Origin of the sequence: Streptomyces sp. NPDC002793 (genome assembly GCF_040295485.1) — a bacterium.
Taxonomy (GTDB): domain Bacteria; phylum Actinomycetota; class Actinomycetes; order Streptomycetales; family Streptomycetaceae; genus Streptomyces.
This window is the reverse complement of record NZ_JBEOVL010000003.1, coordinates 23,200-46,230: the sequence shown is the minus strand read 5'-3', so window position 1 is coordinate 46,230 and position 23,031 is coordinate 23,200. Positions and strand designations below refer to the sequence as shown.

Annotated in this window: 20 protein-coding genes; 7 read left to right on the top strand and 13 right to left on the bottom strand. The window is 72.1% G+C overall.

Going from position 1 to position 23,031, the window contains the following annotated elements:
- Positions 1-77: 77 nt before the first annotated feature.
- From ABT001_RS03485 to ABT001_RS03455, 7 genes are all read right to left on the bottom strand, one after another.
- Positions 78-701, bottom strand: coding sequence for a GntR family transcriptional regulator (locus ABT001_RS03485; protein ID WP_351271688.1), 624 nt, complete (start codon positions 699-701; stop codon positions 78-80).
- A 147-nt stretch (positions 702-848) separates the two neighbouring features.
- On the bottom strand, positions 849-2,657 hold the full coding sequence (sucB, locus tag ABT001_RS03480) for a 2-oxoglutarate dehydrogenase, E2 component, dihydrolipoamide succinyltransferase (RefSeq protein WP_351271685.1): 1,809 nt from the start codon (positions 2,655-2,657) through the stop codon (positions 849-851).
- A 56-nt stretch (positions 2,658-2,713) separates the two neighbouring features.
- The gene (gene lpdA / locus ABT001_RS03475; protein ID WP_351271682.1) at positions 2,714-4,102 is read right to left on the bottom strand and encodes a dihydrolipoyl dehydrogenase; all 1,389 of its coding nucleotides are present in this window, start codon (positions 4,100-4,102) and stop codon (positions 2,714-2,716) included.
- Between the two features lie 344 nt (positions 4,103-4,446).
- A complete protein-coding gene (locus ABT001_RS03470) occupies positions 4,447-5,997 on the bottom strand; it encodes a leucyl aminopeptidase (protein ID WP_351271680.1) in 1,551 nt (516 codons plus the stop codon).
- A 200-nt stretch (positions 5,998-6,197) separates the two neighbouring features.
- Positions 6,198-6,980 carry an adenosylcobinamide-GDP ribazoletransferase gene (locus ABT001_RS03465; RefSeq protein ID WP_351271677.1) on the bottom strand — a complete coding sequence of 261 codons (783 nt, stop codon included), beginning with the start codon at positions 6,978-6,980 and terminating at the stop codon, positions 6,198-6,200.
- A gap of 199 nt (positions 6,981-7,179) precedes the next feature.
- A complete protein-coding gene (gene cobT, locus ABT001_RS03460; RefSeq protein ID WP_351271674.1) occupies positions 7,180-8,283 on the bottom strand; it encodes a nicotinate-nucleotide--dimethylbenzimidazole phosphoribosyltransferase in 1,104 nt (367 codons plus the stop codon).
- A 112-nt stretch (positions 8,284-8,395) separates the two neighbouring features.
- Positions 8,396-9,598 (bottom strand): bifunctional adenosylcobinamide kinase/adenosylcobinamide-phosphate guanylyltransferase, encoded by a 1,203-nt coding sequence (locus ABT001_RS03455; protein ID WP_351271672.1) that lies wholly within the window; start codon positions 9,596-9,598, stop codon positions 8,396-8,398.
- A gap of 86 nt (positions 9,599-9,684) precedes the next feature.
- Between ABT001_RS03455 and ABT001_RS03450 the strand changes: the two genes are divergently transcribed.
- Positions 9,685-9,888 (top strand): hypothetical protein, encoded by a 204-nt coding sequence (locus ABT001_RS03450; RefSeq protein ID WP_351271669.1) that lies wholly within the window; start codon positions 9,685-9,687, stop codon positions 9,886-9,888.
- Between the two features lie 69 nt (positions 9,889-9,957).
- Here the strand turns inward: ABT001_RS03450 and ABT001_RS03445 are convergent, their stop codons facing one another.
- From ABT001_RS03445 to ABT001_RS03435, 3 genes are all read right to left on the bottom strand, one after another.
- Positions 9,958-11,031 (bottom strand): S1C family serine protease, encoded by a 1,074-nt coding sequence (locus ABT001_RS03445; protein ID WP_351271666.1) that lies wholly within the window; start codon positions 11,029-11,031, stop codon positions 9,958-9,960.
- A gap of 84 nt (positions 11,032-11,115) precedes the next feature.
- Positions 11,116-11,901: a methyltransferase domain-containing protein gene (locus tag ABT001_RS03440; RefSeq protein ID WP_351272409.1), complete on the bottom strand. Its 786-nt coding sequence runs from the start codon at positions 11,899-11,901 to the stop codon at positions 11,116-11,118.
- Between the two features lie 8 nt (positions 11,902-11,909).
- Positions 11,910-12,509: a DUF3043 domain-containing protein gene (locus tag ABT001_RS03435; protein WP_351271663.1), complete on the bottom strand. Its 600-nt coding sequence runs from the start codon at positions 12,507-12,509 to the stop codon at positions 11,910-11,912.
- A gap of 295 nt (positions 12,510-12,804) precedes the next feature.
- Here ABT001_RS03435 and ABT001_RS03430 point away from each other — a divergent pair, with 295 nt between their 5' ends.
- The 5 genes from ABT001_RS03430 (at position 12,805) to ABT001_RS03410 (ending at position 19,300) form a co-directional block, all read left to right on the top strand.
- The gene (locus ABT001_RS03430; RefSeq protein ID WP_351271661.1) at positions 12,805-13,587 is read left to right on the top strand and encodes a PspA/IM30 family protein; all 783 of its coding nucleotides are present in this window, start codon (positions 12,805-12,807) and stop codon (positions 13,585-13,587) included.
- Between the two features lie 10 nt (positions 13,588-13,597).
- Entirely contained in the window at positions 13,598-13,876 is a 279-nt protein-coding gene (gene pspAA, locus ABT001_RS03425; protein WP_351271658.1) for a PspA-associated protein PspAA, read from the top strand.
- Positions 13,877-14,009: 133 nt separating this feature from the next.
- Positions 14,010-15,275: a sensor histidine kinase gene (locus tag ABT001_RS03420; protein WP_351271655.1), complete on the top strand. Its 1,266-nt coding sequence runs from the start codon at positions 14,010-14,012 to the stop codon at positions 15,273-15,275.
- On the top strand, positions 15,272-15,961 hold the full coding sequence (locus ABT001_RS03415; protein ID WP_351271652.1) for a response regulator: 690 nt from the start codon (positions 15,272-15,274) through the stop codon (positions 15,959-15,961). Before ABT001_RS03420 ends, ABT001_RS03415 begins: the two co-directional genes overlap by 4 nt.
- Positions 15,962-16,144: 183 nt before the next feature.
- The gene (locus ABT001_RS03410; protein WP_351271649.1) at positions 16,145-19,300 is read left to right on the top strand and encodes an efflux RND transporter permease subunit; all 3,156 of its coding nucleotides are present in this window, start codon (positions 16,145-16,147) and stop codon (positions 19,298-19,300) included.
- Positions 19,301-19,407: 107 nt separating this feature from the next.
- On the opposite strand, the gene nadA is transcribed toward ABT001_RS03410, so the two are convergent.
- Entirely contained in the window at positions 19,408-20,595 is a 1,188-nt protein-coding gene (nadA, locus tag ABT001_RS03405) for a quinolinate synthase NadA (protein ID WP_351271647.1), read from the bottom strand.
- A 221-nt stretch (positions 20,596-20,816) separates the two neighbouring features.
- Here nadA and ABT001_RS03400 point away from each other — a divergent pair, with 221 nt between their 5' ends.
- Positions 20,817-21,173, top strand: a complete 357-nt coding sequence (locus ABT001_RS03400) for a HesB/IscA family protein (protein ID WP_056784314.1) — start codon at positions 20,817-20,819, stop codon at positions 21,171-21,173.
- A 72-nt stretch (positions 21,174-21,245) separates the two neighbouring features.
- On the opposite strand, the gene ABT001_RS03395 is transcribed toward ABT001_RS03400, so the two are convergent.
- Together ABT001_RS03395 and ABT001_RS03390 are read right to left on the bottom strand one after the other, a co-directional pair.
- Entirely contained in the window at positions 21,246-22,682 is a 1,437-nt protein-coding gene (locus ABT001_RS03395) for a hypothetical protein (RefSeq protein WP_351271644.1), read from the bottom strand.
- Between the two features lie 134 nt (positions 22,683-22,816).
- Positions 22,817-23,014: a hypothetical protein gene (locus ABT001_RS03390; RefSeq protein ID WP_351271641.1), complete on the bottom strand. Its 198-nt coding sequence runs from the start codon at positions 23,012-23,014 to the stop codon at positions 22,817-22,819.
- Positions 23,015-23,031: the final 17 nt, after the last annotated feature.

Genomic DNA, 23,031 nt, shown 5'->3' with positions numbered 1-23,031 from the left:
TCAACAGGGCGAAACGGGCGCTGACCTGCACGGCGGAGCGGGACGCGCCGCAGATGGGCGCCCGCTCGTGCCCGGTCTCAGGCGCGCGGCGCGCAGCCGAGGACGTGCTGCTTCACCAGCACGGCGATCCGCGGGTCCCGCCGCAGGAACGCCTCGATGAGGGCCTCGTGCTCCTCGGCGTACGACTTCTGCACGGTGCCCAGCCAGCGGATCGACAGGGCCGTGAACACCTCGATCCCCAGCCCCTCCCAGGTGTGCAGCAGCACGGCGTTGCCGGCGGCCCGCACCAGCTCGCGGTGGAAGGCCACCGTGTGCCGCACCTGCGCCTCCCCGTCGGCCAGCCGGTCCGCCTCGTACAGCGCCGCCACGTGCGGGGCGAGCGCCGAGCAGTCCTCGCCGAGCGCCGGGGCCGCCAGCTCCGCGGCGATCTGCTCCAGCCCGGCCCGTACGGGGTAGCTCTCCTCCAGATCGGCCGCGGTGAGATTGCGTACCCGGACGCCCTTGTTGGGGGCCGACTCGATCAGCCGCAGTGTCTCCAGCTCGCGCAGCGCCTCGCGCACCGGCGTCTGGCTGACCTCCAGTTCGGTGGCGATGCGGCGCTCCACGATCCGCTCCCCCGGCTTCCAGCGCCCGCTGACTATCCCTTCCACGATGTGCTCGCGGATCTGTTCGCGCAGCGAGTGGACGACGGGCGGGGTCATGGGGGGCTCCTTCGGGGCAAACCGGTGGCGCGCACACCGACGCGGTTGCCGGGGCGACCGGTGGTGTCTAGACAATACGGCGGCGCCCCCGTCCGGAAGGGTTCCGGACGGGGGCGCCGCTGGTGAGGCTGGTTACAACCGCACGGCTCAGAGGCCGAGCTCGACCTCGAACTCGCCCGCTTCGAGGATCGCCTTGACCGTCGTCAGGTAACGGGCGGCGTCCGCGCCGTCCACCAGACGGTGGTCGTAGGAGAGCGAGAGGTACGTCATGTCGCGGACGCCGATGACGGTGCCCTCGGCGGTCTCGATGACCGCCGGACGCTTGACGGTGGCGCCGATGCCCAGGATGGCGGCCTGGTTCGGCGGCACGATGACCGTGTCGAACAGCGCACCGCGCGAACCGGTGTTGCTGACGGTGAAGGTGGCACCGGACATGTCGTCCGGGGTGAGGCCGCCACCGCGGGCCTTGCCGGCCAGCTCGGCGGTCTTCTTCGCGATACCGGCGATGTTCAGGTCGCCCGCACCCTTGATGACCGGGGTCATCAGACCCTTCTCGGCGTCCACGGCGATGCCGATGTTCTCCGAGTCGAAGTACGTGATGGTGCCCTCGTCCTCGTTGATCCGGGCGTTGACGACCGGGTGGGCCTTCAGCGCCTGGGCCGCCGCCTTCACGAAGAACGGCATCGGGGACAGCTTGACGCCCTCGCGCGCGGCGAAGGCCTCCTTGGCCTGGTTGCGCAGCTTCATCAGCTTCGTGATGTCGACCTCGAGGACCGTGGTCAGCTGGGCCTGCGAGTGCAGCGCCTTCATCATGTTGTCGCCGATGACCTTGCGCATGCGGGTCATCTTGACCGTCTGACCGCGCAGCGGGGACGTCTCGATCTTCGGCGCGGCCTTGGCCGCCGCCGGGGCGGCGGCAGCCGGAGCCGGAGCGGCAGCGGCGGCCTTGGCGGCCTCCGCGGCGGCGACGACGTCCTGCTTGCGGATACGGCCACCGACGCCGGTGCCCTTGACCGCACCCAGGTCGACGCCGTTCTCGGCGGCGAGCTTGCGGACCAGCGGCGTGACGTACGCGCCGTCGTCGCCGGAGGGCGCTGCGGGCGCGGCCGGAGCGACGGCGGCCGGCGCCGGGGCGGCCGGTGCCGGGGCGGCCGGTGCGGCCGGAGCCGGTGCCGGAGCGGCGGGGGCGGCAGGTGCGGCCGGTGCCGGAGCGGCGGGAGCCGGGGCGGCAGGTGCGGCCGGTTCCGGAGCGGCAGGGGCGGGAGCCGGAGCGGCAGGTGCTGCCGGGGCGGGGGCCGGGGCGGCCGGGGCCGGAGCGGCGGCCGGGGCAGCGCCCGGAGCGCCGATGACGGCCAGCTTGGCGCCGACCTCGGCGGTCTCGTCCTCGCCGACGACGATCTCCAGCAGCACACCGGCGACGGGTGCGGGGATCTCGGTGTCGACCTTGTCCGTGGAGACCTCGAGCAGCGGCTCGTCCTCCGCGACCTCCTCGCCGACCTCCTTCAGCCAGCGGGTGACGGTGCCCTCGGTGACGCTCTCACCGAGCGCCGGGAGGGTGACGTCGGTGCCGGACGCGCCACCGGCCGGAGCGGCGGCGGGTGCCTCGGCGGCGGGCGCCGGGGCCTCCTCCGCCGGTGCGGCGGCGGGTGCCTCGGCAGCAGGTGCCTCAGCAGCGGGCGCCTCGGCGGCGGGCGCCTCGGCGGCGGCGGGCGCACCCGAGCCGTCGTCGATGACGGCCAGCTCGGCGCCGACCTCGACGGTCTCGTCCTCGGCGACCTTGATGGACGCGAGCACGCCGGAGGCGGGTGCGGGGATCTCGGTGTCGACCTTGTCGGTCGAGACCTCGAGCAACGGCTCGTCGGCCTCGACGCGCTCGCCCTCGGCCTTCAGCCAACGGGTGACAGTGCCCTCGGTGACGCTCTCGCCGAGCGCCGGAAGGGTTACGGAAACCGACATGGTTTCAGTTGCTCCTTACGAATGTGCGGAAGTGGTCGGTCGTCCCCGGGACTGGATCAGTCGTGGGAGTGGAGAGGCTTGCCGGCCAGGGCCAGGTGGGCCTCGCCCATCGCCTCGTTCTGCGTCGGGTGGGCGTGGATGAGCTGCGCGACCTCGGCCGGCAGCGCCTCCCAGTTGTAGATCAGCTGGGCTTCGCCGACCTGCTCGCCCATACGGTCACCGACCATGTGGACGCCTACCACAGCACCGTCCTTGACCTGGACGAGCTTGATCTCGCCCGCGGTCTTCAGGATCTTGCTCTTGCCGTTGCCCGCGAGGTTGTACTTGAGGGCGACGACCTTGTCCGCACCGTAGATCTCCTTGGCCTTGGCCTCGGTGATACCGACGGAGGCGACCTCGGGGTGGCAGTACGTCACCTTCGGCACGCCGTCGTAGTCGACCGGAACGGTCTTGAGACCGGCCAGCCGCTCCGCCACCAGGATGCCCTCGGCGAAGCCGACGTGTGCGAGCTGGAGGGTCGGGACCAGGTCGCCGACGGCCGAGATCGTCGGGACGTTGGTCTGCATGTACTCGTCGACGAGGACGTAGCCGCGGTCCATCGCGACACCCGCCTCCTCGTAGCCCAGGCCCTGCGAGACCGGGCCGCGGCCGATCGCGACCAGCAGCACCTCCGCCTCGAAGGTCTTGCCGTCGGCGAGGGTCACCCGCACGCCGTCCTGCGTGTACTCGGCCTTGTCGAAGAAGGTGCCGAGGTTGAACTTGATGCCGCGCTTGCGGAAAGCGCGCTCAAGAAGCTTGGAGCTGTTCTCGTCCTCGACCGGGACCAGGTGCTTCAGGCCCTCGACGATGGTGACGTCGGTACCGAAGGACTTCCACGCCGAGGCGAACTCGACGCCGATGACGCCGCCGCCCAGGACGATCGCGGACTTCGGCACACGGTCCAGCTTCAGCGCGTGGTCCGAGGAGATGACGCGGTTGCCGTCGATCTCCAGACCGGGCAGCGACTTCGGCACGGAGCCGGTCGCCAGCAGCACGTGGCGGCCCTGGACGCGCTGTCCGTTCACATCCACCGAGGTGGGCGACGAGAGACGGCCCTCACCCTCGATGTAGTGCACCTTGCGCGAGGCGATGAGACCCTGCAGGCCCTTGTACAGGCCCGAGATCACGTCGTCCTTGTACTTGTGGACGGCCTCCATGTCGATGCCCTCGAAGGTGGCCTTCACGCCGAACTGCTCGGCCTCACGGGCCTGGTCGGCGATCTCGCCGGCGTGCAGCAGCGCCTTCGTCGGGATGCAGCCGTTGTGCAGGCAGGTGCCGCCGACCTTGCCCTTCTCGATCAGTGCGACGTCCAGGCCCAGCTGAGCTCCGCGCAGGGCCGCGGCGTAACCGCCGCTACCACCGCCGAGGATCACTAGGTCGAAAACGGTGCTGGCGTCGTTCGCCACGTCACGTCCTCCATGCATGTGCGCCGTACGCCGGGCCCCGTCGCTGGGGTGTGACCGGCCGGTCGGCTGGTGTTCGGCCGCTTGCGTTATTCGGCCCTGTGGTGGGGGCCCTGTCCTGCCGAGAACCCATCTTCGCACTTGTTGAGTCCGGACGGGACGCGGGCCCCTGCTCCGAGTCGGACCGAGACCCGGTCCGGACGGTTACCGATACGTCTAAATTTCCGGAAATATGCTGGTCAGAGCCACCGGTACACGACTGACGGCCCCGGACACGTGCCCGGAGCCGTTCACGCCGCGGGCGAACAGTCCGCACGGGGTCCACGCGTGGACCCCGCCTCCCGGACTCAGCCGAGGTCGCCGTCCGCGGTGCGCTCCGCCAGCCGCACCAGGGTGCGGACCGCGGAACCGGTGCCGCCCTTGGGGGTGTAGCCGTACGGCGCGCCCTCGTGGAAGGCCGGGCCCGCGATGTCCAGGTGCGCCCAGGCGATGCCCTCGCCCACGAACTCCTGCAGGAAGAGGCCGGCGACCAGGCCGCCGCCCATCCGCTCGCCCATGTTGGCGATGTCGGCGGTCGGAGAGTCCATGCCCTTGCGCAGGTCGGCGGGGAGCGGCATCGGCCAGGAGGCCTCGCCGACCTCCTCGGCGATCTCGTGGATCGACGTACGGAAGGCGTCGTCGTTGGCCATCACGCCGAAGGTGCGGTTACCGAGGGCCAGGACCATCGCGCCCGTCAGGGTCGCGACGTCGACGATCGCGTCGGGCTTCTCCTCGGAGGCGCGGGTCAGCGCGTCGGCGAGGACCAGCCGGCCCTCGGCGTCGGTGTTGAGGACCTCGACGGTCTTGCCGCTGTACATCCGCAGCACGTCACCGGGGCGGGTGGCGTTGCCGGACGGCATGTTCTCGGCGAGGGCCAGCCAGCCGGTGACGTTGACCCGGAGGCCGAGGCGGGACGCGGAGACGACCGCGGCGAACACGGCGGCCGCGCCGCTCATGTCGCACTTCATCGTCTCGTTGTGACCGGCCGGCTTGAGCGAGATGCCGCCCGAGTCGTAGGTGATGCCCTTGCCGACCAGGGCGAGCGTCTTCTCCGCCTTGGGGTGGGTGTAGGACAGCTTGACCAGGCGCGGGCCGTGCGTGGAGCCCTGACCGACGCCGAGCAGACCGCCGAAGCCGCCCTTGACGAGCGCCTTCTCGTCCAGCACCTGCACCTTGACGCCGTGCTCCTTGCCGACCGCGGTGGCCACGGCGGCGAAGGACTCGGGGTACAGGTCGTTCGGCGGGGTGTTGATCAGGTCGCGGGCCCGGTTGATCTCCTCGGTGACCGCCGCGGCGCGCTCGGCCGCCGCCTTGAAGGCCTTGTCACGCGGCTTGGTGCCGAGCAGGGCGACCTCGCCGAGCGGAAGCTTCACGTCGGACCTGGCGCCCTTGGGGGCGAGCTTGTTCTCGCCGCCCTGGTAGGCGGTGAAGGCGTACGCGCCCAGCAGGGCGCCCTCCGCGATGGCCCCGGCGTCCTCGGCGGACTCCGTCGGCAGCGCGAAACCGGCCTTCTTCGAACCCTTCAGCGCACGCGCGGCGCTGCCCGCGGCCCGCCGCAGTGCCTCGGCGTCGTACGCGTCGCCCTTCGACGGGGCCGGGCCGAGCCCGACCGCGATGACGACCGGGGCCTTGAGACCGGACGGGGCGGGGAGCTTGGTCACTTCGCCCTCGGCACCGGAGGCGCCCAGGGTCTCCAGGACGGTGGCGAGCTTGCCGTCGAACGCCTTGTCCACGGCCTCCGCGCCCGGTGCGACGACCAGGTTCCCGGACTTGGACCCCGTGCCCTTGGCGATACCGACGACGAGTGCGTCGGCGCGCAGCGTCGCCGCACCCGAGGTGCTGAGAGTGAGAGCTGTCACGGTGGTGAATTCTCGCTTCCGTTGAGTTGTGTGCCGGGTCTGTGCCGGCCGAGGGGTGGCCGGCCGTGCCCCGGCGCATCGTGGATTCCGCCGCAATGCGCCGTTGACGAGCCTACGCGCGCCCGTGGTCCGGGCTCACGGGGGCGGGCCGTACGGGTACGGAGCCCCACCGCTCTCCCGTCCGGCGCCCCGCACCCTCGTCAGCCGAGCGACAGCGCCAGCAGGGCCACCGTGCCGGCCGTCTCCTCCAGCGCGCCGAACACATCGCCCGTCACCCCGCCGAAGCGCCGTACGCAGTGACCCAGCATCAGCTGGGCGGCCGCCAGGCCCGCCAGGGCGGCGAGCGCGAGGTGCAGCGCGGCGCCGTGACCGCCCAGCAGTGCGCCCGCCGCCGCGCAGCACACGACCACCGCGCCGGCCACGGCCGCCGCGCCGCCGGGCGGGACGGTGCCCGCGACCGCCGCGCCGAGGCCTTCCGGGCGGGCGGGCGGGACGCCGCGGCGCGAGGCCAGTGTGAGCGCGAGCCGGGCCGTGACGGCCGCGGCGACCGTGCCCACGGCGCCGTCCGCCCAGCCGCGGCCGTACAGCTCGAAGAGTGCCGCGACCTGGGCCAGCAGCACGAACAGCAGGGTGATCACGCCGAACGGGCCGATGTCGGACTGCTTCATGATCCGCAGCGCGTCCTCGGCGGGCTTGGCGCTGCCGAGCCCGTCGGCGGTGTCCGCCAGCCCGTCCAGGTGCAGCCCGCGGGTCAGCGCTGCGGGAAGCGCGGCGGAGGCGACCGCCGCCACCAGCGGCCCGGACCCGCCGAGCAGGAGCAGCACCCCGGGGAGGGCCGCGAGCAGGCCCACGGCGAGTCCGGCGAGCGGGGCCCACAGCATGCCGGAGCGGGCGGTCGTACGGTCCCAGCGGGAGACGCGGACGGGAAGCGCGGTCAGGGTGCCGAAGGCGAAACGCACACCATGACTGTTCAGGGAGGTCACCGCGCGCAGGCTAGCCGGTGAGGTGGCACGCCGGATCGGTCAAAGTGGTCCGAAAGCCGCGATTGGGGGTCTTCGGGTGGGGGTGGCATGGGTCACTGGCTCCACCACCGCCCCCGAAGGGCCCGCTGCCGGTTTCCCGGCCGGGTGACGGGGCCTGACGCCCCGCCGCCGGGGCACGGCGCCTCGCCCCTTCGAGGGCTCAGACGACCGAGTCCGCCGCCTCGGTGTCACCGGCCGGCTCCCCGGCGTCCTCCACGGCGGGTGCCGGCGCGCGCTCGGGCAGTTCCGCCGCCAGCGCGGCGGCGGCCTGGACGAGCGGCAGCGCCAGCAGGGCCCCGCTTCCCTCGCCCACCGTCACCCCGTGATCCAGCAGCGGGGTCAACGCCATCCGGTCGAGCGCCTTCTGCTGCGCCGGCTCGCCGCTGAGCTGCCCCGCGAGCCACCAGTCCGGAGCCCGGAAGGCCGCCCGCTGGGCCACCAGCGCGCAGGCCGCCGAGACCACGCCGTCCAGCACCACGGGCATCCGGCGCACCGCGCTCTGCAGCAGGAATCCCGTCATGGCCGCCAGGTCCGCGCCGCCCACGGCGGCCAGCAGCTCCAGCTGGTCGCCGAGGACCGGCCTGGCCCGCCGCAGCGCGTCCCGGATCGCCGCGCACTTGCGCATCCACGCCAGGTCGTCGATGCCCGCACCGCCGCGCCCCGTCACCACCGAGGCGTCCGTGCCGCACAGGGCGGCGATCAGCGTCGAGGCCGCCGTCGTACCACCGACACTCAGGTCGCCCAGCACCACGAGGTCCGTGCCGGAGTCGGCCTCCTCGTCGGCGACGCGCATCCCGAGCCGTACCGCCTGCTCGGCCTCCTCGGCCGTCAGCGCGTCCTCGACGTCGATCCGGCCGCTGCCGCGCCGCACCCGGTGGCGTACGACGGTGTCGGGCAGCAGCTCCGGGTCGCAGTCCAGACCGGCGTCCACGATCCGCAGGGGGACGGAGAAGCGCCGTGCCAGCACGGCGACGGGGCTCGCACCGTCCAGGGCCGCCCGCACCAGCTCGTGGGCGGTTCCGGCGGCCCGGCCGGACACCCCCAGCTCCGCCACCCCGTGGTCACCGGCGAACAGCACGGCGCGCGGCCGCTCGATCGCCTTGACGGGCACCGACTGCTGGGCGGCCGACAGCCATTCGCCCAGCTCGTCGAGCCGGCCGAGCGCGCCGACGGGAACGGTCAGCCGCTCCCGGCGTTCCTCGGCATCACGCCGTACACCCCCGTCGGGGCGTTCGATCAGGTCGGAGAAGTCGTCCAGATTCACGGGGTTCTGCCTCGCGGGTCGGCGCTGGGTGGGCCGGAGCCCGCCGGAGGGCTCCTGTGCGGAACAGTACCCGGCGCTCCTCACCGCACCCGTGGATCGCGCCCGCCCCGACTCAGCCCCGCAGCACCAGCGCCCGGCCCGCCACGACCAGCAGCACCTGCTCGCACTCGGCGGCGAACGCGGCGTTCAGACGGCCCAGTTCGTCCCGGAAACGCCGCCCGGAGGCCGTCGCCGGGACCACGCCCGAGCCGGCTTCGTTGGTCACGGCGACGACCGTACGACGTGTCCCGCGCACCGCGCGGACCAGTTCGGCGACCCGTTCGCGGAGCTTCTCCGCCCCGTCTTCCGCCCACCGGCCGTCGTCCCACGCGCCCACCCGGTCCATCGCGTCCGTCAGCCACAGCGACAGACAGTCGATCAGCAGGGGCGGTCCGTCCGCCTCCAGCAGGCCCGTCAGCTCGCAGGTCTCCTCGGTGCGCCACGCGGCGGGCCGCCGCTCCCGGTGCAGTCCGATCCGGGCCTCCCACTCGGCGTCGCCCGCGCGGCGGCCGCCCGTGGCCACGTACACCACCTCGGGGAAGGTCTCCAGACGCAGTTCGGCCTCCACCGACTTCCCCGACCGGGCCCCGCCGGTGACCAGTGTGCGCCGGGGCACCTCGGGGACGGCGTGGTAGGCGCCCACCGGCACCGTCGTCCCGTCCGGCACGGCGCGCGCCCCGCCCGCGGCGAGCCGGCGGTCCAGCTCGGCGCCGGGCGGCGCGTCGTGGTCCAGATGGACGGCGATCACCTCGGTGGCGGGTCCCACGGCCCCGACGGCCCGCAGCCTGGCCACGGCGTCCGGCCGTGCGATCACATCGCACACCACCATGTCGTACGGCTCCGCCCGCCGGTCGGCCAGACCGGCGGGGGAGGCCCCGGGCGGCAGATAGAGCAGGCGCTCGCCGTCCGGGGAGGTCACCTCGTAACCGGTGCCCGGCGCGTCCATCGACACGGCCCGGATCCGGTGTCCGCTGATCAGCGTCAGCTCCTGGCCGTCCGGGACCCGCCCCGCGGGCGGGAGCGAGGCGGGCAGCTCCATCGCGGGCCCGTCGTGGGGGTGGGTCAGCAGCACCTGCCGTACGGAGGCGAGCGAGCGGCCCGCGCGGGCCGCGGCGAACACGGCGCCCGGGGTGAGGTCCAGCAGCAGCGCGTCGTCCACGAGCAGCGCGGTCGCGGCGCGCGCTCCCACGCCGCGGGAGGACGCGCAGACGGCGCACGGGCAGTCGGGCCGCGGCAGCCCGTCGGGGGCTCCGGTGCCGAGCAGTGTCAGTTCCACGCTCTGATCCTCCCGTGTCCATGTACCACCTGCGCGCCCGGGACACCCACTAGTCTTCGAGGAGCAACGCGACCCAGGAGGCGGACATGGCGTGGACGTGGCGGTTCGAGAAGTCGGACGGTACGGAGACGGAGCCGGCGCTGCAGCCGGAGGAGTTCACGACCCAGGGCGACGCGGAGTCCTGGATCGGTGAGTTCTGGAAGGAGCTCCTCGAAGGCGGTGCGGACCAGGTGACGCTCTTCGAGGACGCGACGAGGATCTACGGCCCGATGAGCCTCCAGGCCGACTGAGGCCCACAGGCCCGCCCGGCCGTCGTCCGGGCGGGCCACCCTCCCGTGCCCGTGCCGTTCCCGGCGGCCTCAGATCTCACCCAGGGTGACCTCGGCGGTCTTCGCCGCGTCCCCCCGCGTGTACGTCACCCTGATCTTCCGGCCCGGCTCGTCGCCCGCCAGGGCCTCCGAGAGCGAGGTGATCGTGGTGATCCGGGTGTCGCCGATCCGGGTGATGATGTCCCCGGCGCGCAGACCGGCCTTCTCCGCGGCCCCGCCCTTCTCGACACTGACGATCGCGACTCCGGCCGGCTGGTACTCGTCGTCGACGACGGTGCGGCCCGTGATGTTCAGAGCCGCCCGGCCCGAGTCGGTCACCTTGCCGGACTCGATGATCTGGTCGGCGACCGTCCGCACCATGGAGACGGGGATGGCGAACCCGATACCGGGCGCCGCGCTGCCACCCAGCTGGGGATCCGTGGCAGCGAGGGTCGGGATGCCGATCACCTTGCTGTCGAGGTTCACCAGCGCGCCACCGCTGTTGCCCGGGTTGATCGCCGCCGATGTCTGCACCATGTCGGCGAGTGTCGCGCCGGTGCCGCCGCCCGAGCGGCCCTCGCTGACGGTCCGCCCCACGGCCGAGACGATGCCCTGGGTGACGCTGCTGGACAGCCCGAGCGGGGAGCCCATCGCGAGGACGATCTGCCCCACCTCGACCTCCTCGGTGTTCCCGAACTCCGCGGCCCGCAGCCCGTCGGGCAGGTCGTCGAGCTTGATCACGGCCAGGTCCTGCTCCGGGTAGGAGGAGACCAGGGACGCCTTGAGCGCCCTCTCGCCCGTGGCGACGCTGACGTCGAAGCTCTTCTCCTCGCCCACGACATGGGCGTTCGTCACGATGTGGCCCTTGTCGTCGTAGACGATGCCCGAACCGAGCCCGTCCGCGGCGCCGATCTGCACGACGGAGGGCAGTACGTCCTCGATGACGGCTTGGTACCGCTCCTCCAGATCGCCCGCGGCCCGTGGGGCCGCCGCCTGCTGGGCCGGAGCGGCGGACGGGGCGGGGCCGGGCCCGGCGCAGCCGCCTGCCAGGGCCAGCGCGCAGACACCGGCGGCGAGGGGCATGAGGGAGCGGCGTACCCGAGTGCGGGAAGGGGTTGCGTCCATGCCCGGAGTATCGCCAGGGCGCGCCGCGGTCGGCCTGCGCTGGTGGGCCGATCAGGCGTACGGCGGCGTGCCCCGTGCCGGACGTCAGCCGCGTACGCCGCACAGGTGCAGCAGTGCGGCGACCCCGCGGTACGGATCGGTGCGGCCGGCCCGGTCCTCGGCGGCGAACACCCGGGCCAGCTCCTCGGGGCCGGGCAGCTCCGCGTCGTTGCTCACGTTGTCCGTGAAGACCCGTACGCCGTACCAGGCGTGCAGCGGGGCCGCGATCCCGGCGAGGGTGGCCCGCAGCACCACGAGCCGGTCCGCGCGGACGTCCAGGCCGAGCCGGTTGGTGTACGTGTCCGTGTCGAACGCGGCGAGGGCGGCGCCGAAGTCACCGGCCGTGCCCGGCCGCATCGCCAGGGCGTCCGCGTTCCGCACGAGCAGCGAGAGCAGCCCTCCGGGGGCCAGCACCCGGGCCAGGCCGGCCAGCAGCGCGTCCGGCTCGGACACGTACATCAGCACGCCGTGGCAGAGCACCACGTCGAAGCTGCCGGGCAGGAAGTGCACGCCGGTGTCACGGCCGTCGCCCTCGATGAGGCGCATCCGCTCGCGGATGCCCTCGGGCTCGCCCGCCAGGGACTCCCGGGCCGACCGCAGCATCTCGCCGTCGGACTCCAGGCCCGTCACGGAGTGCCCGGCCCGCGCCAGACGCAGGGCCTGGGTGCCCTGGCCCATGCCCACGTCGAGCACCCGCAGCCGCTGCCCCACGGGGAAGCGCGCCGCTATCTGCTCGTCGAGCTGCCGGGCGACGAGCTCCTGGCGGACCGTGTTGCGGAGTCCGCCGAGCCCGTCGAGCCACTGGGACGAGACCCCCGTGAAGCCGGAGATCTCCGTGCTCAGGGCCGCTCTCCCCGCTTGACCTGCGGCTTCGGAAGCCGCAGTCGGCGCATCTGGAGCGTACGCATCAGGCCGTAGGCCACCGCACCGCGCTTCGGGGTGTCCGGGAAGCGCTGGGCCAGCTGCTTCTTGAGACGGAACCCGAGGCCGATGGAGTCCACGACGATCAGCACGATCACGCCGAGCCAGAGCAGCAGCGAGATGTTCTGGATGTTCTGGACCTGGATCACGCTGAGGATCAGGATGATCACCGCGAGCGGAAGGAAATACTCCGCGATGCAGAAGCGCGAGTCCACGAAGTCGCGGACGTAGCGGCGCACGGGGCCCTTGTCACGCGCGGGCAGGTAGCGCTCGTCGCCCGATGCGAGCGCCTCCCGCTGCCGGGCCATGTCGGCGCGGCGCGCTTCGCGCTGGCGCCTGGCGGCCTCCTTGCGGTCGGTCGGCGCACCGCTTGAGGCACGTCGGCGCTGCGTCTGGGCCTCGCTGCGCTTGGGGGTGGGGCGACCCTTGGGAGCCTGAGGGTCGCGGGGCGTCTTGGAGAGGTCCGCCGTCACCTTGCCGGTGGGGGCCTTCTCTTCCTTGGAGCGGCTACGGAACACAAAACCCAAGGGTACGGGGTCGGCCGGGACTACCGGAGACCGGCCGGGAACGATCCGGCAACGCCTGCGTCCTGAAATGCGTGCCGACAGGGGCAGAACGGACGTCGCCGACGCTTTCCCTGATGTTCGTCTACACCCTGGGCGGGAGCGGTCACGGGCGGCAGTCGTCCTTGGGTAGGAGCACATCCGCGTCCGAACAGTGCGGTAATAGAGACAGGGCCCGTACTGTGGGTTCTGTTGGAGTGCCGGAGCTCAGTCCGTCAGAAGGGGGCGCGCGAAGCCCATGAGCGGTGTCATGAAGCGTATGGGAATGATCTTCCGCGCGAAGGCAAACAAGGCCCTTGACCGGGCCGAGGATCCGCGCGAGACCCTCGATTACTCGTACCAGAAGCAGCTGGAGCTGCTTCAGAAGGTGCGCCGCGGCGTCGCCGATGTGGCGACCTCGCGCAAGCGGCTGGAGCTTCAGCTGAATCAGCTGCAGGGACAGTCGTCCAAGCTGGAGGACCAGGGCCGCAAGGCGCTCGCGCTCGGTCGCGAGGACCTGGCACGCGAGGCGCTGTCCAGGCGCGCCGCCCTCCAGCAGCAGGTCACGGATCTGGAGACGCAGCACCGGACGTTGCAGGGCGAGGAGGAGAAGCTCACTCTCGCGGCCCAGCGTCTGCAGGCCAAGGTCGACGCCTTCCGGACCAAGAAGGAGACCATCAAGGCCACCTACACCGCGGCCCAGGCCCAGACCCGGATCGGTGAGGCGTTCTCCGGCATCTCCGAGGAGATGGGCGACGTAGGCCTGGCGATCCAGCGGGCCGAGGACAAGACCCAGCAGCTCCAGGCACGCGCCGGAGCCATCGACGAGCTGCTGGCCTCCGGCGCTCTCGACGACGCGTCCGGCACGGCGAAGGACGACATCGCCGCCGAGCTGGACCGGATCTCCGGTGGTACGGATGTGGAGCTGGAGCTGCAGCGCATGAAGGCCGAGCTGGCAGGCGGTTCCGCAGGACAGCAGCAGGCCATCGAGGGCGGCGCCGAGGGCACGGCACCGCAGTCGCAGCAGTCCCCGCACAGGTTCGACAAGCAGTGAGGGCGGCGTCATGATCGTACGGATCATGGGGGAGGGCCAGGTCGAACTGGCCGACAGTCATGTCGCCGAGCTGAACGAGCTCGACGACATCCTCCTCGCGGAGATGGAGAGCGGTGACGGACCCGGCTTCCGCACCACGCTCCACGCGCTTCTGGACAAGGTGCGCGAGCTCGGCTCGCCGCTCCCGGACGACTCCCTGGAGCCGTCCGAACTGATCCTGCCGTCACCCGACGCCACGCTCGAAGAGGTGCGCTCCATGCTCCGTGACGACGGGCTGATCCCCGGCTGACCGGGCACACCGCTCCACGCTCCCCACGATGCCCAGCGACGGCCCCGCCGTCGCTGGGCATCGTGGATCGCACACCGTGCTCCGACGCGGTTCCGCGCCGCCCCGTCGGCGGCAGGCCGTACCGTAGCTCGACGTGACCCCCCTCGGAAACGGGCTCGTGCGCCCCCGCCGCTGGCTGCGAGGCCACCCTCTCGCCTTCGACACCGGCCTCGCGTCGGCCGTGCTCGCCTGCATGATCTGCGCGTCGTTCGCCGAGCCGGACCCGAGCCACGGACCCGTCTTCGGAGTGCGGGAGCCCGAGGCGTCGAGCGTGCTGCTGATGGTGCTCGCCGCCGGGGCTCTCGTCCTGCGCCGGCGCAGGCCCATGGCCGTGCTCGCCGTGACCGGGCTGCTGTCCGTCGCCGAGTTCGTCCTGATGGACCCGCCCGCCCCCGTCGTGGTGAGCGCGGTCGTCGCCCTCTTCACCGTCGCCGCCAGCACCGACCGCCCCACCACCTGGCGGGCCGGCCTGCTCACCATGGGGGTGCTCGCCGTCGCGGCGATGGCGGACGGCTCGACGCCCTGGTACAGCCAGGAGAACCTCGGTGTCCTCGCCTGGACCGGCCTGGCCGGTGCCGCCGGTGACGCGGTACGCAGCAGACGCGCGTTCATCCACGCGATCAGGGAACGGGCCGAACGCGCGGAGCGCACCCGCGAGGAGGAGGCCCGCCGCAGGGTCGCCGAGGAACGGCTGCGGATCGCCCGGGACCTGCACGACGTCGTCGCCCACCACATCGCCCTGGTCAACGTCCAGGCTGGGGTCGCGGCCCACGTCATGGACAAGCGCCCCGACCAGGCGAAGGAGGCACTCGCCCACGTGCGGGAGGCCGGCCGCTCGGCCCTCAACGAACTGCGGACCACGGTCGGGCTGCTGCGCCAGTCGGGCGATCCCGAGGCGCCCACGGAGCCGGCTCCGGGGCTCGCCGTCCTCGACACCCTGGTCGGCACCTTCCGTAACGCCGGGCTCCCCGTGGAGGTGGCCCGCACCGACCCGGACAGCCCGCTGCCCGCGGCGGTCGACCTCGCGGCCTACCGGATCATCCAGGAGGCGCTGACCAACGTGCGCAAGCACGCGGGCGCCGCCGCGAAGGCCGAGGTGAGCGTCGTACGCGTCGGAGGGACCGCGGAGATCACCGTGCTCGACAACGGCACGGGCTCGCATCCCCGCCCCGCTCCGGCCGACGGCGGCAGGCACGGCCTGATCGGCATGCGTGAGCGCGTCACCGCCCTCGGCGGCACCCTCACTGCGGGGCCCCGTTACGGAGGCGGATTCAGGGTCCATGCGATCCTGCCCGTCACGTCCCGCACACGTGCGCCGGAGGGGCCGGGCGCGGCGGAGACGACGGGGGGACGCGCATGACGCCCATCACGGTGCTGCTCGCCGACGACCAGGCGCTGCTGCGCAGCGCGTTCCGGGTGCTGGTCGACTCGGAGCCCGACATGCGGGTCGTCGGCGAGGCCGCCGACGGCGCGCAGGCAGTGGAACTGGCCCGCTCGACCCGGGCCGACGTCGTGCTGATGGACATCCGGATGCCGGGCACCGACGGGCTCACCGCCACCCGCATGATCAGCGCGGACCCGGACCTGGCGGGCGTACGGATCGTCATGCTCACCACCTTCGAGGTGGACGAGTACGTGGTGCAGTCCCTGCGCGCCGGTGCCTCCGGCTTCCTGGGCAAGGGCGCGGAACCGGACGAACTGCTCAACGCCATCCGAGTCGCCGCGGCCGGTGAGGCGCTGCTCTCCCCGGCCGCGACCAAGGGCCTCATCGCCAGCTTCCTCGCGCAGGGCGGCAGCGCGGCCGAGGGCTCGGACGGCGCTGAGTACTCCGCGCGGCTCGCCGCTCTCACCGGGCGCGAGCGTGAGGTGCTGGTCCAGGTCGCGGGCGGGCACTCCAACGACCTGATCGCCGAACGGCTCGTCGTCAGCCCCCTCACGGTGAAGACCCACGTGAACCGGGCGATGGCGAAACTGGGTGCCCGCGACCGTGCACAATTGGTCGTCATTGCCTACGAATCGGGCCTGGTCCGCCCGAGGGCGGAGTAGCGGGTGGAGGTCCGGCTACTCCAGCTGCGGTATGCGAGGGGCGAGAAAGCAGCCCGGGGGGCGACGTTTTCGCTCAGGGGACCGGCGATCGTATAGACGGGCGGGCTGTGTCCGTTGTGCACACCGGAGTGAGCACCGAACAGCCGCCATCTGCCGCGTACGCCACAGAAGAGAGACCCACCCATGTCCTGGCTGTCCAGATTCAGCCTCGCGCAACGAGCGTTGGTCGGGCTGATCTCGATCGTCGCGCTCGTTTTCGGGGCGATCGCGATACCGCAGCTCAAGCAGCAACTGCTGCCCACCATCGAACTCCCGATGGTGTCGGTGCTGGCCCCCTACCAGGGTGCGTCCCCCGACGTGGTCGAGAAGCAGGTCGTCGAACCCCTCGAGAACGCCATCAAGGCCGTCGACGGCGTGGAGGGCATCACCTCGACCGCCGCCGAGGGCAGCGCCGTCGTCATGGCGAGCTTCGACTTCGGCGACGAGGGCACCAAGCAGCTCGTCGCGGACATCCAGCAGGCCGTGAACCGGGCGGGCAGCCAGCTCCCCGAGGACGTCGACCCGCAGGTCATCGCCGGCTCGACCGACGACCTGCCCACCGTCGTCCTGGCCGTCACCTCCGACAAGGACCAGCAGGCCCTCGCCGACCAGCTCGACCGCACGGTCGTCCCGGCGCTCGAGGGCATCGAAGGCGTCGGCCAGGTCACCGTCGACGGTGTCAGGGACCTCCAGGTCTCCGTCGTCCCCGACGACAGGAAGCTCGCCGCGGCCGGCCTGAACACCGCCTCGCTCTCCCAGGCGCTGCAGGCGGGCGGTGCCACCCTCCCGGCAGGCGCCTTCTCCGAGTCGGGCAAGAGCCGCACCATCCAGGTCGGCGGCGCCTTCGGCTCCCTCCAGCAGATCGAGGACCTGAAGGTCTCCGCGAAGGACCCGGTGACGGGCAAGGCGGGGAAGCCGGTAAGGGTCGGGGACATCGCCACCGTCGAGCAGGAGCCCGCCACCGCGGTCTCCCTCACCCGTACGAACGGCAAGCCGAGCCTCGCCGTGATGGCGACGATGGACCAGGACGGCAGCGCCGTCGCCATCTCGGACGCCGTCCAGGACAAGCTGCCCGACCTGCGAGCGGACCTCGGCGCGGGCGCCGAGCTGACCGTGGTCTCGGACCAGGGCCCCGCCGTCTCCAAGTCGATCTCCGGTCTCACCACCGAGGGCGCGCTCGGCCTGCTCTTCGCGGTCGTCGTGATCCTGGTCTTCCTCGCGTCGATCCGCTCGACGCTGGTCACCGCGGTCTCCATCCCGCTCTCCGTCGTCCTCGCGCTCATCGTGCTCTGGACCCGCGACCTGTCGCTGAACATGCTGACCCTCGGCGCGCTGACCATCGCGATCGGCCGGGTCGTCGACGACTCGATCGTCGTCCTGGAGAACATCAAGCGGCACCTGGGATACGGCGAGGAGCGCCAGTCGGCGATCATCACCGCCGTCAAGGAGGTCGCCGGCGCGATCACCTCGTCCACGCTCACCACCGTCGCGGTCTTCCTGCCCATCGGTCTGGTCGGCGGCATGGTCGGCGAGCTCTTCGGCTCGTTCTCACTGACCGTCACCGCGGCCCTTCTGGCCTCGCTGCTGGTCTCCCTCACCGTCGTCCCGGTCCTGTCGTTCTGGTTCCTGCGCGTGCCCGAGGGCGTCACAGAGAACCCGGAGGAGGCCCGCCGCGAGGCGGAGGAGAAGGAGGCGGCCAGCAAGCTCCAGCGGATGTACGTCCCGGTGCTCCGCTTCGCCACCCGCCGCCGCGCCGCCAGCATCGTCATCGCGCTCGTGGTGCTCCTCGGTACCTTCGGCCTGACACCCCTGCTGAAGACGACCCTGTTCGAGGCGGGTGAGCAGGACGTCCTCACCGTCAGGCAGGAGCTGACCCCCGGCACCAGCCTGGAGGCCGCCGACGCGGCCGCGCGGAAGGTCGAGAAGGTCATCGGCGCCGACGAGGGCGTCAAGGACTACCAGGTCACCGTCGGATCCTCCGGCTTCATGGCGGCCTTCGGCGGCGGCTCGGGAGCCAACCAGGCGTCGTACCAGATCACTCTTGAGGACTCGGCGGACTACGCGGCGACCGAGAAGCGGATCGACGAGGCCCTCGGCGAGCTCGACGGCGTCGGCGAGACGACGATCGCGGCCGCCAACGACTTCGCCTCCCAGGACCTGAGCGTCATCGTCAAGGCCTCCGAGTCGGACGTCCTGAAGAAGGCGACCGAGACGGTGCGCGCCGAGGTCGCCGAGCTCAAGGACGTCACCGACGTCCAGAGCGACCTGGCACAGAGCATTCCGCGCATCTCCGTCAAGGCCAACGACAAGGCCGCGGCCGCCGGTTTCGACCAGACCACCCTCGGCGGAATGGTCGCCGGGGCGGTACGCGGCACCCCGTCAGGCACGGCCCTGATGGACGACGCCGAGCGCGACATCGTCGTCAGGTCCTCGCACCCGGCCACCACCCTGGCCGAGCTGAAGGCCCTGCCGCTCGGCCCCGTGAAGCTCGGCGACGTCGCCGACGTGGAACTGGTGCCCGGACCGGTCACGACGACCCGCATCGACGGCAACCGCGCCGCGACGGTCACCGCCACGCCGACCGTCGACGACACCGGCGCGATCAGCGCGGAGCTCAAGAAGAAGATCGACGCCTTGGACCTCCCCGGCGGCGCCACCGCGGCCATCGGCGGCGTCACCCAGGACCAGGAGGAGGCCGTCATGAAGCTGCTCCTCGCCATGCTGGCGGCGGTAGCGATCATCTTCATCCTGCTGGTCGCCACCTTCCGGTCGCTCATCCAGCCGCTGATCCTGCTGGTCTCCATCCCCTTCGCCGCGACGGGTGCCCTCGGCCTCCTCGTCGCGACCGGCACCCCCATGGGTGTCCCGGCGATGATCGGCATGCTGATGCTGATCGGCATCGTGGTGACCAACGCCATCGTGCTGATCGACCTGATCAACCAGTACCGGGCCCAGGGCATGGGTGTCATCGAAGCGGTCATGGAGGGCGGACGCCACCGGCTGCGCCCGATCCTGATGACCGCACTGGCGACGATCTTCGCCCTGCTCCCGATGGCCCTCGGCGTCACGGGCGAAGGCGGCTTCATCTCCCAGCCGCTGGCCCTCGTGGTCATCGGAGGCCTGATCACCTCCACCCTGCTGACGCTGCTCCTGGTGCCGACGCTCTACGCGATGGTCGAGCTCCGCAAGGAGCGCCGCGCGAAGAGGAAGGCGGACAGGCGCGAGGCGAAGTCCGGCACGACGGCCCCGGAGACGGCGGAGGAGACCGCCTCCGCCGAGCCGGAGCCCGCGAAGGCCTGACGGGCCCCCGCGAGGTCACGCAGGAAGGGCCCCCGACGCCGCACCACGGCGTCGGGGGCCCTTCCCTGTCCTTGCGGGAGCTACGGGAGCTACGGGAGCTACGGGAGCTACGGGAGGGCCAGCATCCGCTCCAGCGCCAGCTTCGCGAACTTCTCCGTCTCCGGGTCGACCTGGATCCGGTTGACGAGGTTCCCCTCGGCCAGCGACTCCAGCGTCCACACCAGGTGCGGCAGGTCGATCCGGTTCATCGTCGAGCAGAAGCACACCGTCTTGTCGAGGAAGACGACCTCCTTGTCCTCGGCGGCGAAACGGTTCGCCAGCCGGCGCACAAGGTTCAGCTCCGTGCCTATCGCCCACTTGGAGCCGGACGGCGCCGCCTCCAGGGCCTTGATGATGTACTCCGTCGAGCCGACCTGGTCCGCGGCCTCCACGACCTCGTGCTTGCACTCCGGGTGCACCAGCACGTTGACGCCCGGAATCCGCTCCCGTACGTCGTTGACGGACTCCACCGAGAAGCGTCCGTGCACCGAGCAGTGCCCGCGCCACAGGATCATCTTCGCGTCGCGCAGCTCCTCGGCGGTCAGGCCGCCGTTCGGCTTGTGCGGGTTGTAAAGGACGCAGTCCTCCAGGGTCATCCCCATGTCCCGCACGGCCGTGTTCCGGCCCAGGTGCTGGTCGGGCAGGAAGAGGATCTTCTCGCCCTGCTCGAAGGCCCACTCCAGGGCCCGCTTCGCGTTGGACGAGGTGCAGATCGTGCCGCCGTGCCTGCCGGTGAAGGCCTTGATGTCGGCGGAGGAGTTCATGTACGAGACCGGTACGACCTGGTCGGCCACTCCCGCCTCCGTCAGCACGTCCCAGCACTCGGCGACCTGCTCCGCGGTGGCCATGTCGGCCATCGAGCAGCCGGCGGCCAGGTCCGGCAGGACGACCTTCTGGTCGTCGCCCGTGAGGATGTCCGCGGACTCGGCCATGAAGTGCACGCCGCAGAAGACGATGTACTCCGCCTCGGGCCGCGCCGCCGCGTCCCGGGCGAGCTTGAAGGAGTCGCCGGTGACGTCCGCGAACTGGATGACCTCGTCGCGCTGGTAGTGGTGGCCGAGCACGAAGACCTTGTCCCCGAGCTTCTCCTTGGCGGCACGGGCCCGCTCCACCAGGTCCGGGTCGGACGGCGAGGGCAGGTCGCCCGGGCATTCGACCCCGCGCTCGCTCCGCGGGTCGGCCTCGCGGCCGAGCAGCAGAAGGGCGAGGGGCGTGGGCTGGACATCCAGGGGCTGGGCGGTGGTCACGACACGCACCCTTTCTTTTCTGCGAAAAGCCTTTTCGTCTAATTGACGTTATCTATCATAACCGCTTCATGTCGGCTTGACGATGCCGATAGCGTCGATGTGACGCATCCCGCCGCGCACCCGGTGTGCGAGCATGAAGGGAACAGACACGCGCCTGGCCCGGAATGAATCCGCGGCCCCGATGGTTGGACCGTCGGCAAGCAGTCCGTACAACCCCGGGAGAGAAGCAGATGTCCGTATCGGACGAGACCACCACCGTGAGCGACGGCATCCTCCTGTCCGACGCCGCCGCAGACAAGGTCAGGACCCTGCTGGAGCAGGAGGGCCGGGACGACCTGGCGCTGCGCGTCGCCGTTCAGCCCGGCGGCTGCTCGGGCCTGCGCTACCAGCTCTTCTTCGACGAGCGCTCGCTCGACGGGGACGTCGTGAAGGACTTCGGCGGCGTCAAGGTCGTCACCGACCGGATGAGCGCCCCGTACCTGGGCGGCGCCTCCGTCGACTTCGTGGACACCATCGAGAAGCAGGGCTTCACGATCGACAACCCGAACGCCACGGGCTCCTGCGCCTGCGGTGACTCCTTCAGCTGAGCCTCCGAGCCGTACGACAGCGGCGGCGCCCCCTTCCGGGAGCGCCGCCGCTGTCGTGTCCGGGTACGGATCTCAGGCGCGGGGCACCGTCTCGCCCGACCCCGCGTCGATCACCTCGCGCCCGTCCAGCGGCGCGTCCAGCGTCACCTTCCGGGTGATCTCCTCGGCGATCATGATGCAGGCCTTGCCGGGATCCGGCTTCGACTCGTCGACCGTGACCCGCACCGCCGAACCGTCCTCGGTGGCGCGGGCCGTGTAGGTGCTGCACACTCCGCCCCAGAACGTCACCTCCAGCGTCCGGCCGTCCGAGCTGTACGAGATGATCCCCGCGCCCGAACCGCCCGGCTCCTTCGTGGGCTCAGGAGAGGGCTCGGCGTTCCCCGGAGCCAGGTGGTCCGGGTCCACCGCGACCTGGGCGACCGTGTGGAGGGGGCCGCCCCCTTCGGGCCGTACGGAGAAGAGCCACGAGGGGACGAGGAGCTGCTCCCCGTCGGCGTACTGCGCGGCGAGCCCGAACTCGGCCTTCTCGACCGTCACCGTGGCGGCCGGCTCGCTCCCGCCCGCCGCACCGCAGCCGGTCTCCGGCGAGCCGGGCCCGCCCTTGCCCAGCGGCACCGGGGTGGCGCAGCCGCCGATGCCGGACCGCGCGGCTTTCCGGCCCTCCTCGTTCAGCTGGTCCAGCGCCTCGTCCGCGCCGGTCACCGGATAGCCGGCGCCCTTCGCCAGGCCCTTCAGATGCCCGCTGCCGCCGACGATCTCACCCCCGGCGCCCACCTGGATCCCGGTCGACCAGCCGTACGTCGGCAGTCCGCCCACCACGGGATCGGCGTTCACCACACGTACGGAACCCATCAGCTGGTCCGTGTCGAGCTCGGCGCCGTCCTGTCCCACGGCCTTCAGGACCGGTACCGCAGCCGCCCTCGCGGCCTTCTCGCCGGTGGGGGAGCCGGAGCCGGTGCCCGGCGTCGCCTTCTTCGAGCAGACCCCGGGCGACTCGCAGGCATCCGCGCCACCGGAGGCGTACCGGGCGAACGTCCATGTCCCGGGCGCCTGCTCGGTCACCTTCAGCACCGGCCCGGAGCCGTCGCCGTCGCTGCCCACCTTCCATGTCGTGCCGTCCGTGTGCGGTGTGCCCCGCACCCCGAGCGCCTTCGCGAGCCGTGCCACCTCGGCCGAGGTCACGGTGCCCGTCGCGCGGTGGACGGCGGCCGCGTCCGGGCCGTCCGGGAGCCCGCCCGAGGCGCGGTGGACGGTCCCGCCGCCCTGGGGATCCGGCTCACCCGGTGCGACACCCGGCGGGGGCGCCGAGGCGTCGAGCGACAGCGGGGGAGGCGAAGCGGTCCCCGGGTCGGGGAGGAGGCCCGGGCCGGACTCGCCCGAGGTGTGCGACGCCCAGTACGCACCGCCACCCCCGGCCAGCAGCACGGCCGCCGCCACCGAGGCGACGGCGAGCGGCGAACGCCGCCGCCGGGGGCCGGTCACGTCATTCTCGGGTCGCTCGCTGCTCACCGGATCGCTCCTTCGGCTGCCTGGGCCGTCACCGGCCCCTCATCCGCCCCCGGGGCGGGGACACCGGTGGGACGGGCCGGGGGAGCGCGTGGTTCCACCGTCCGGGCGGCGGGAGCCGCCCGAGGAGGGCCGGATCAGTCCCCGTAGTCGGACATGGCGTCGATCAGACGGGCCGAGGACGGCGGCACCGTGACCCCGTGGATGCGGGAGGGTTCCACCGGCTTCGTGGACGTCTTCGCGGGCACGGCCCAGTGCGGCGCCATCCGCGCGCAGTCGCCGCGCAGCTCGGCCAGGCTCATCTCGGACTCACTCGGAACGATGTTGTTCGACATATCCGCACCGTACGCAG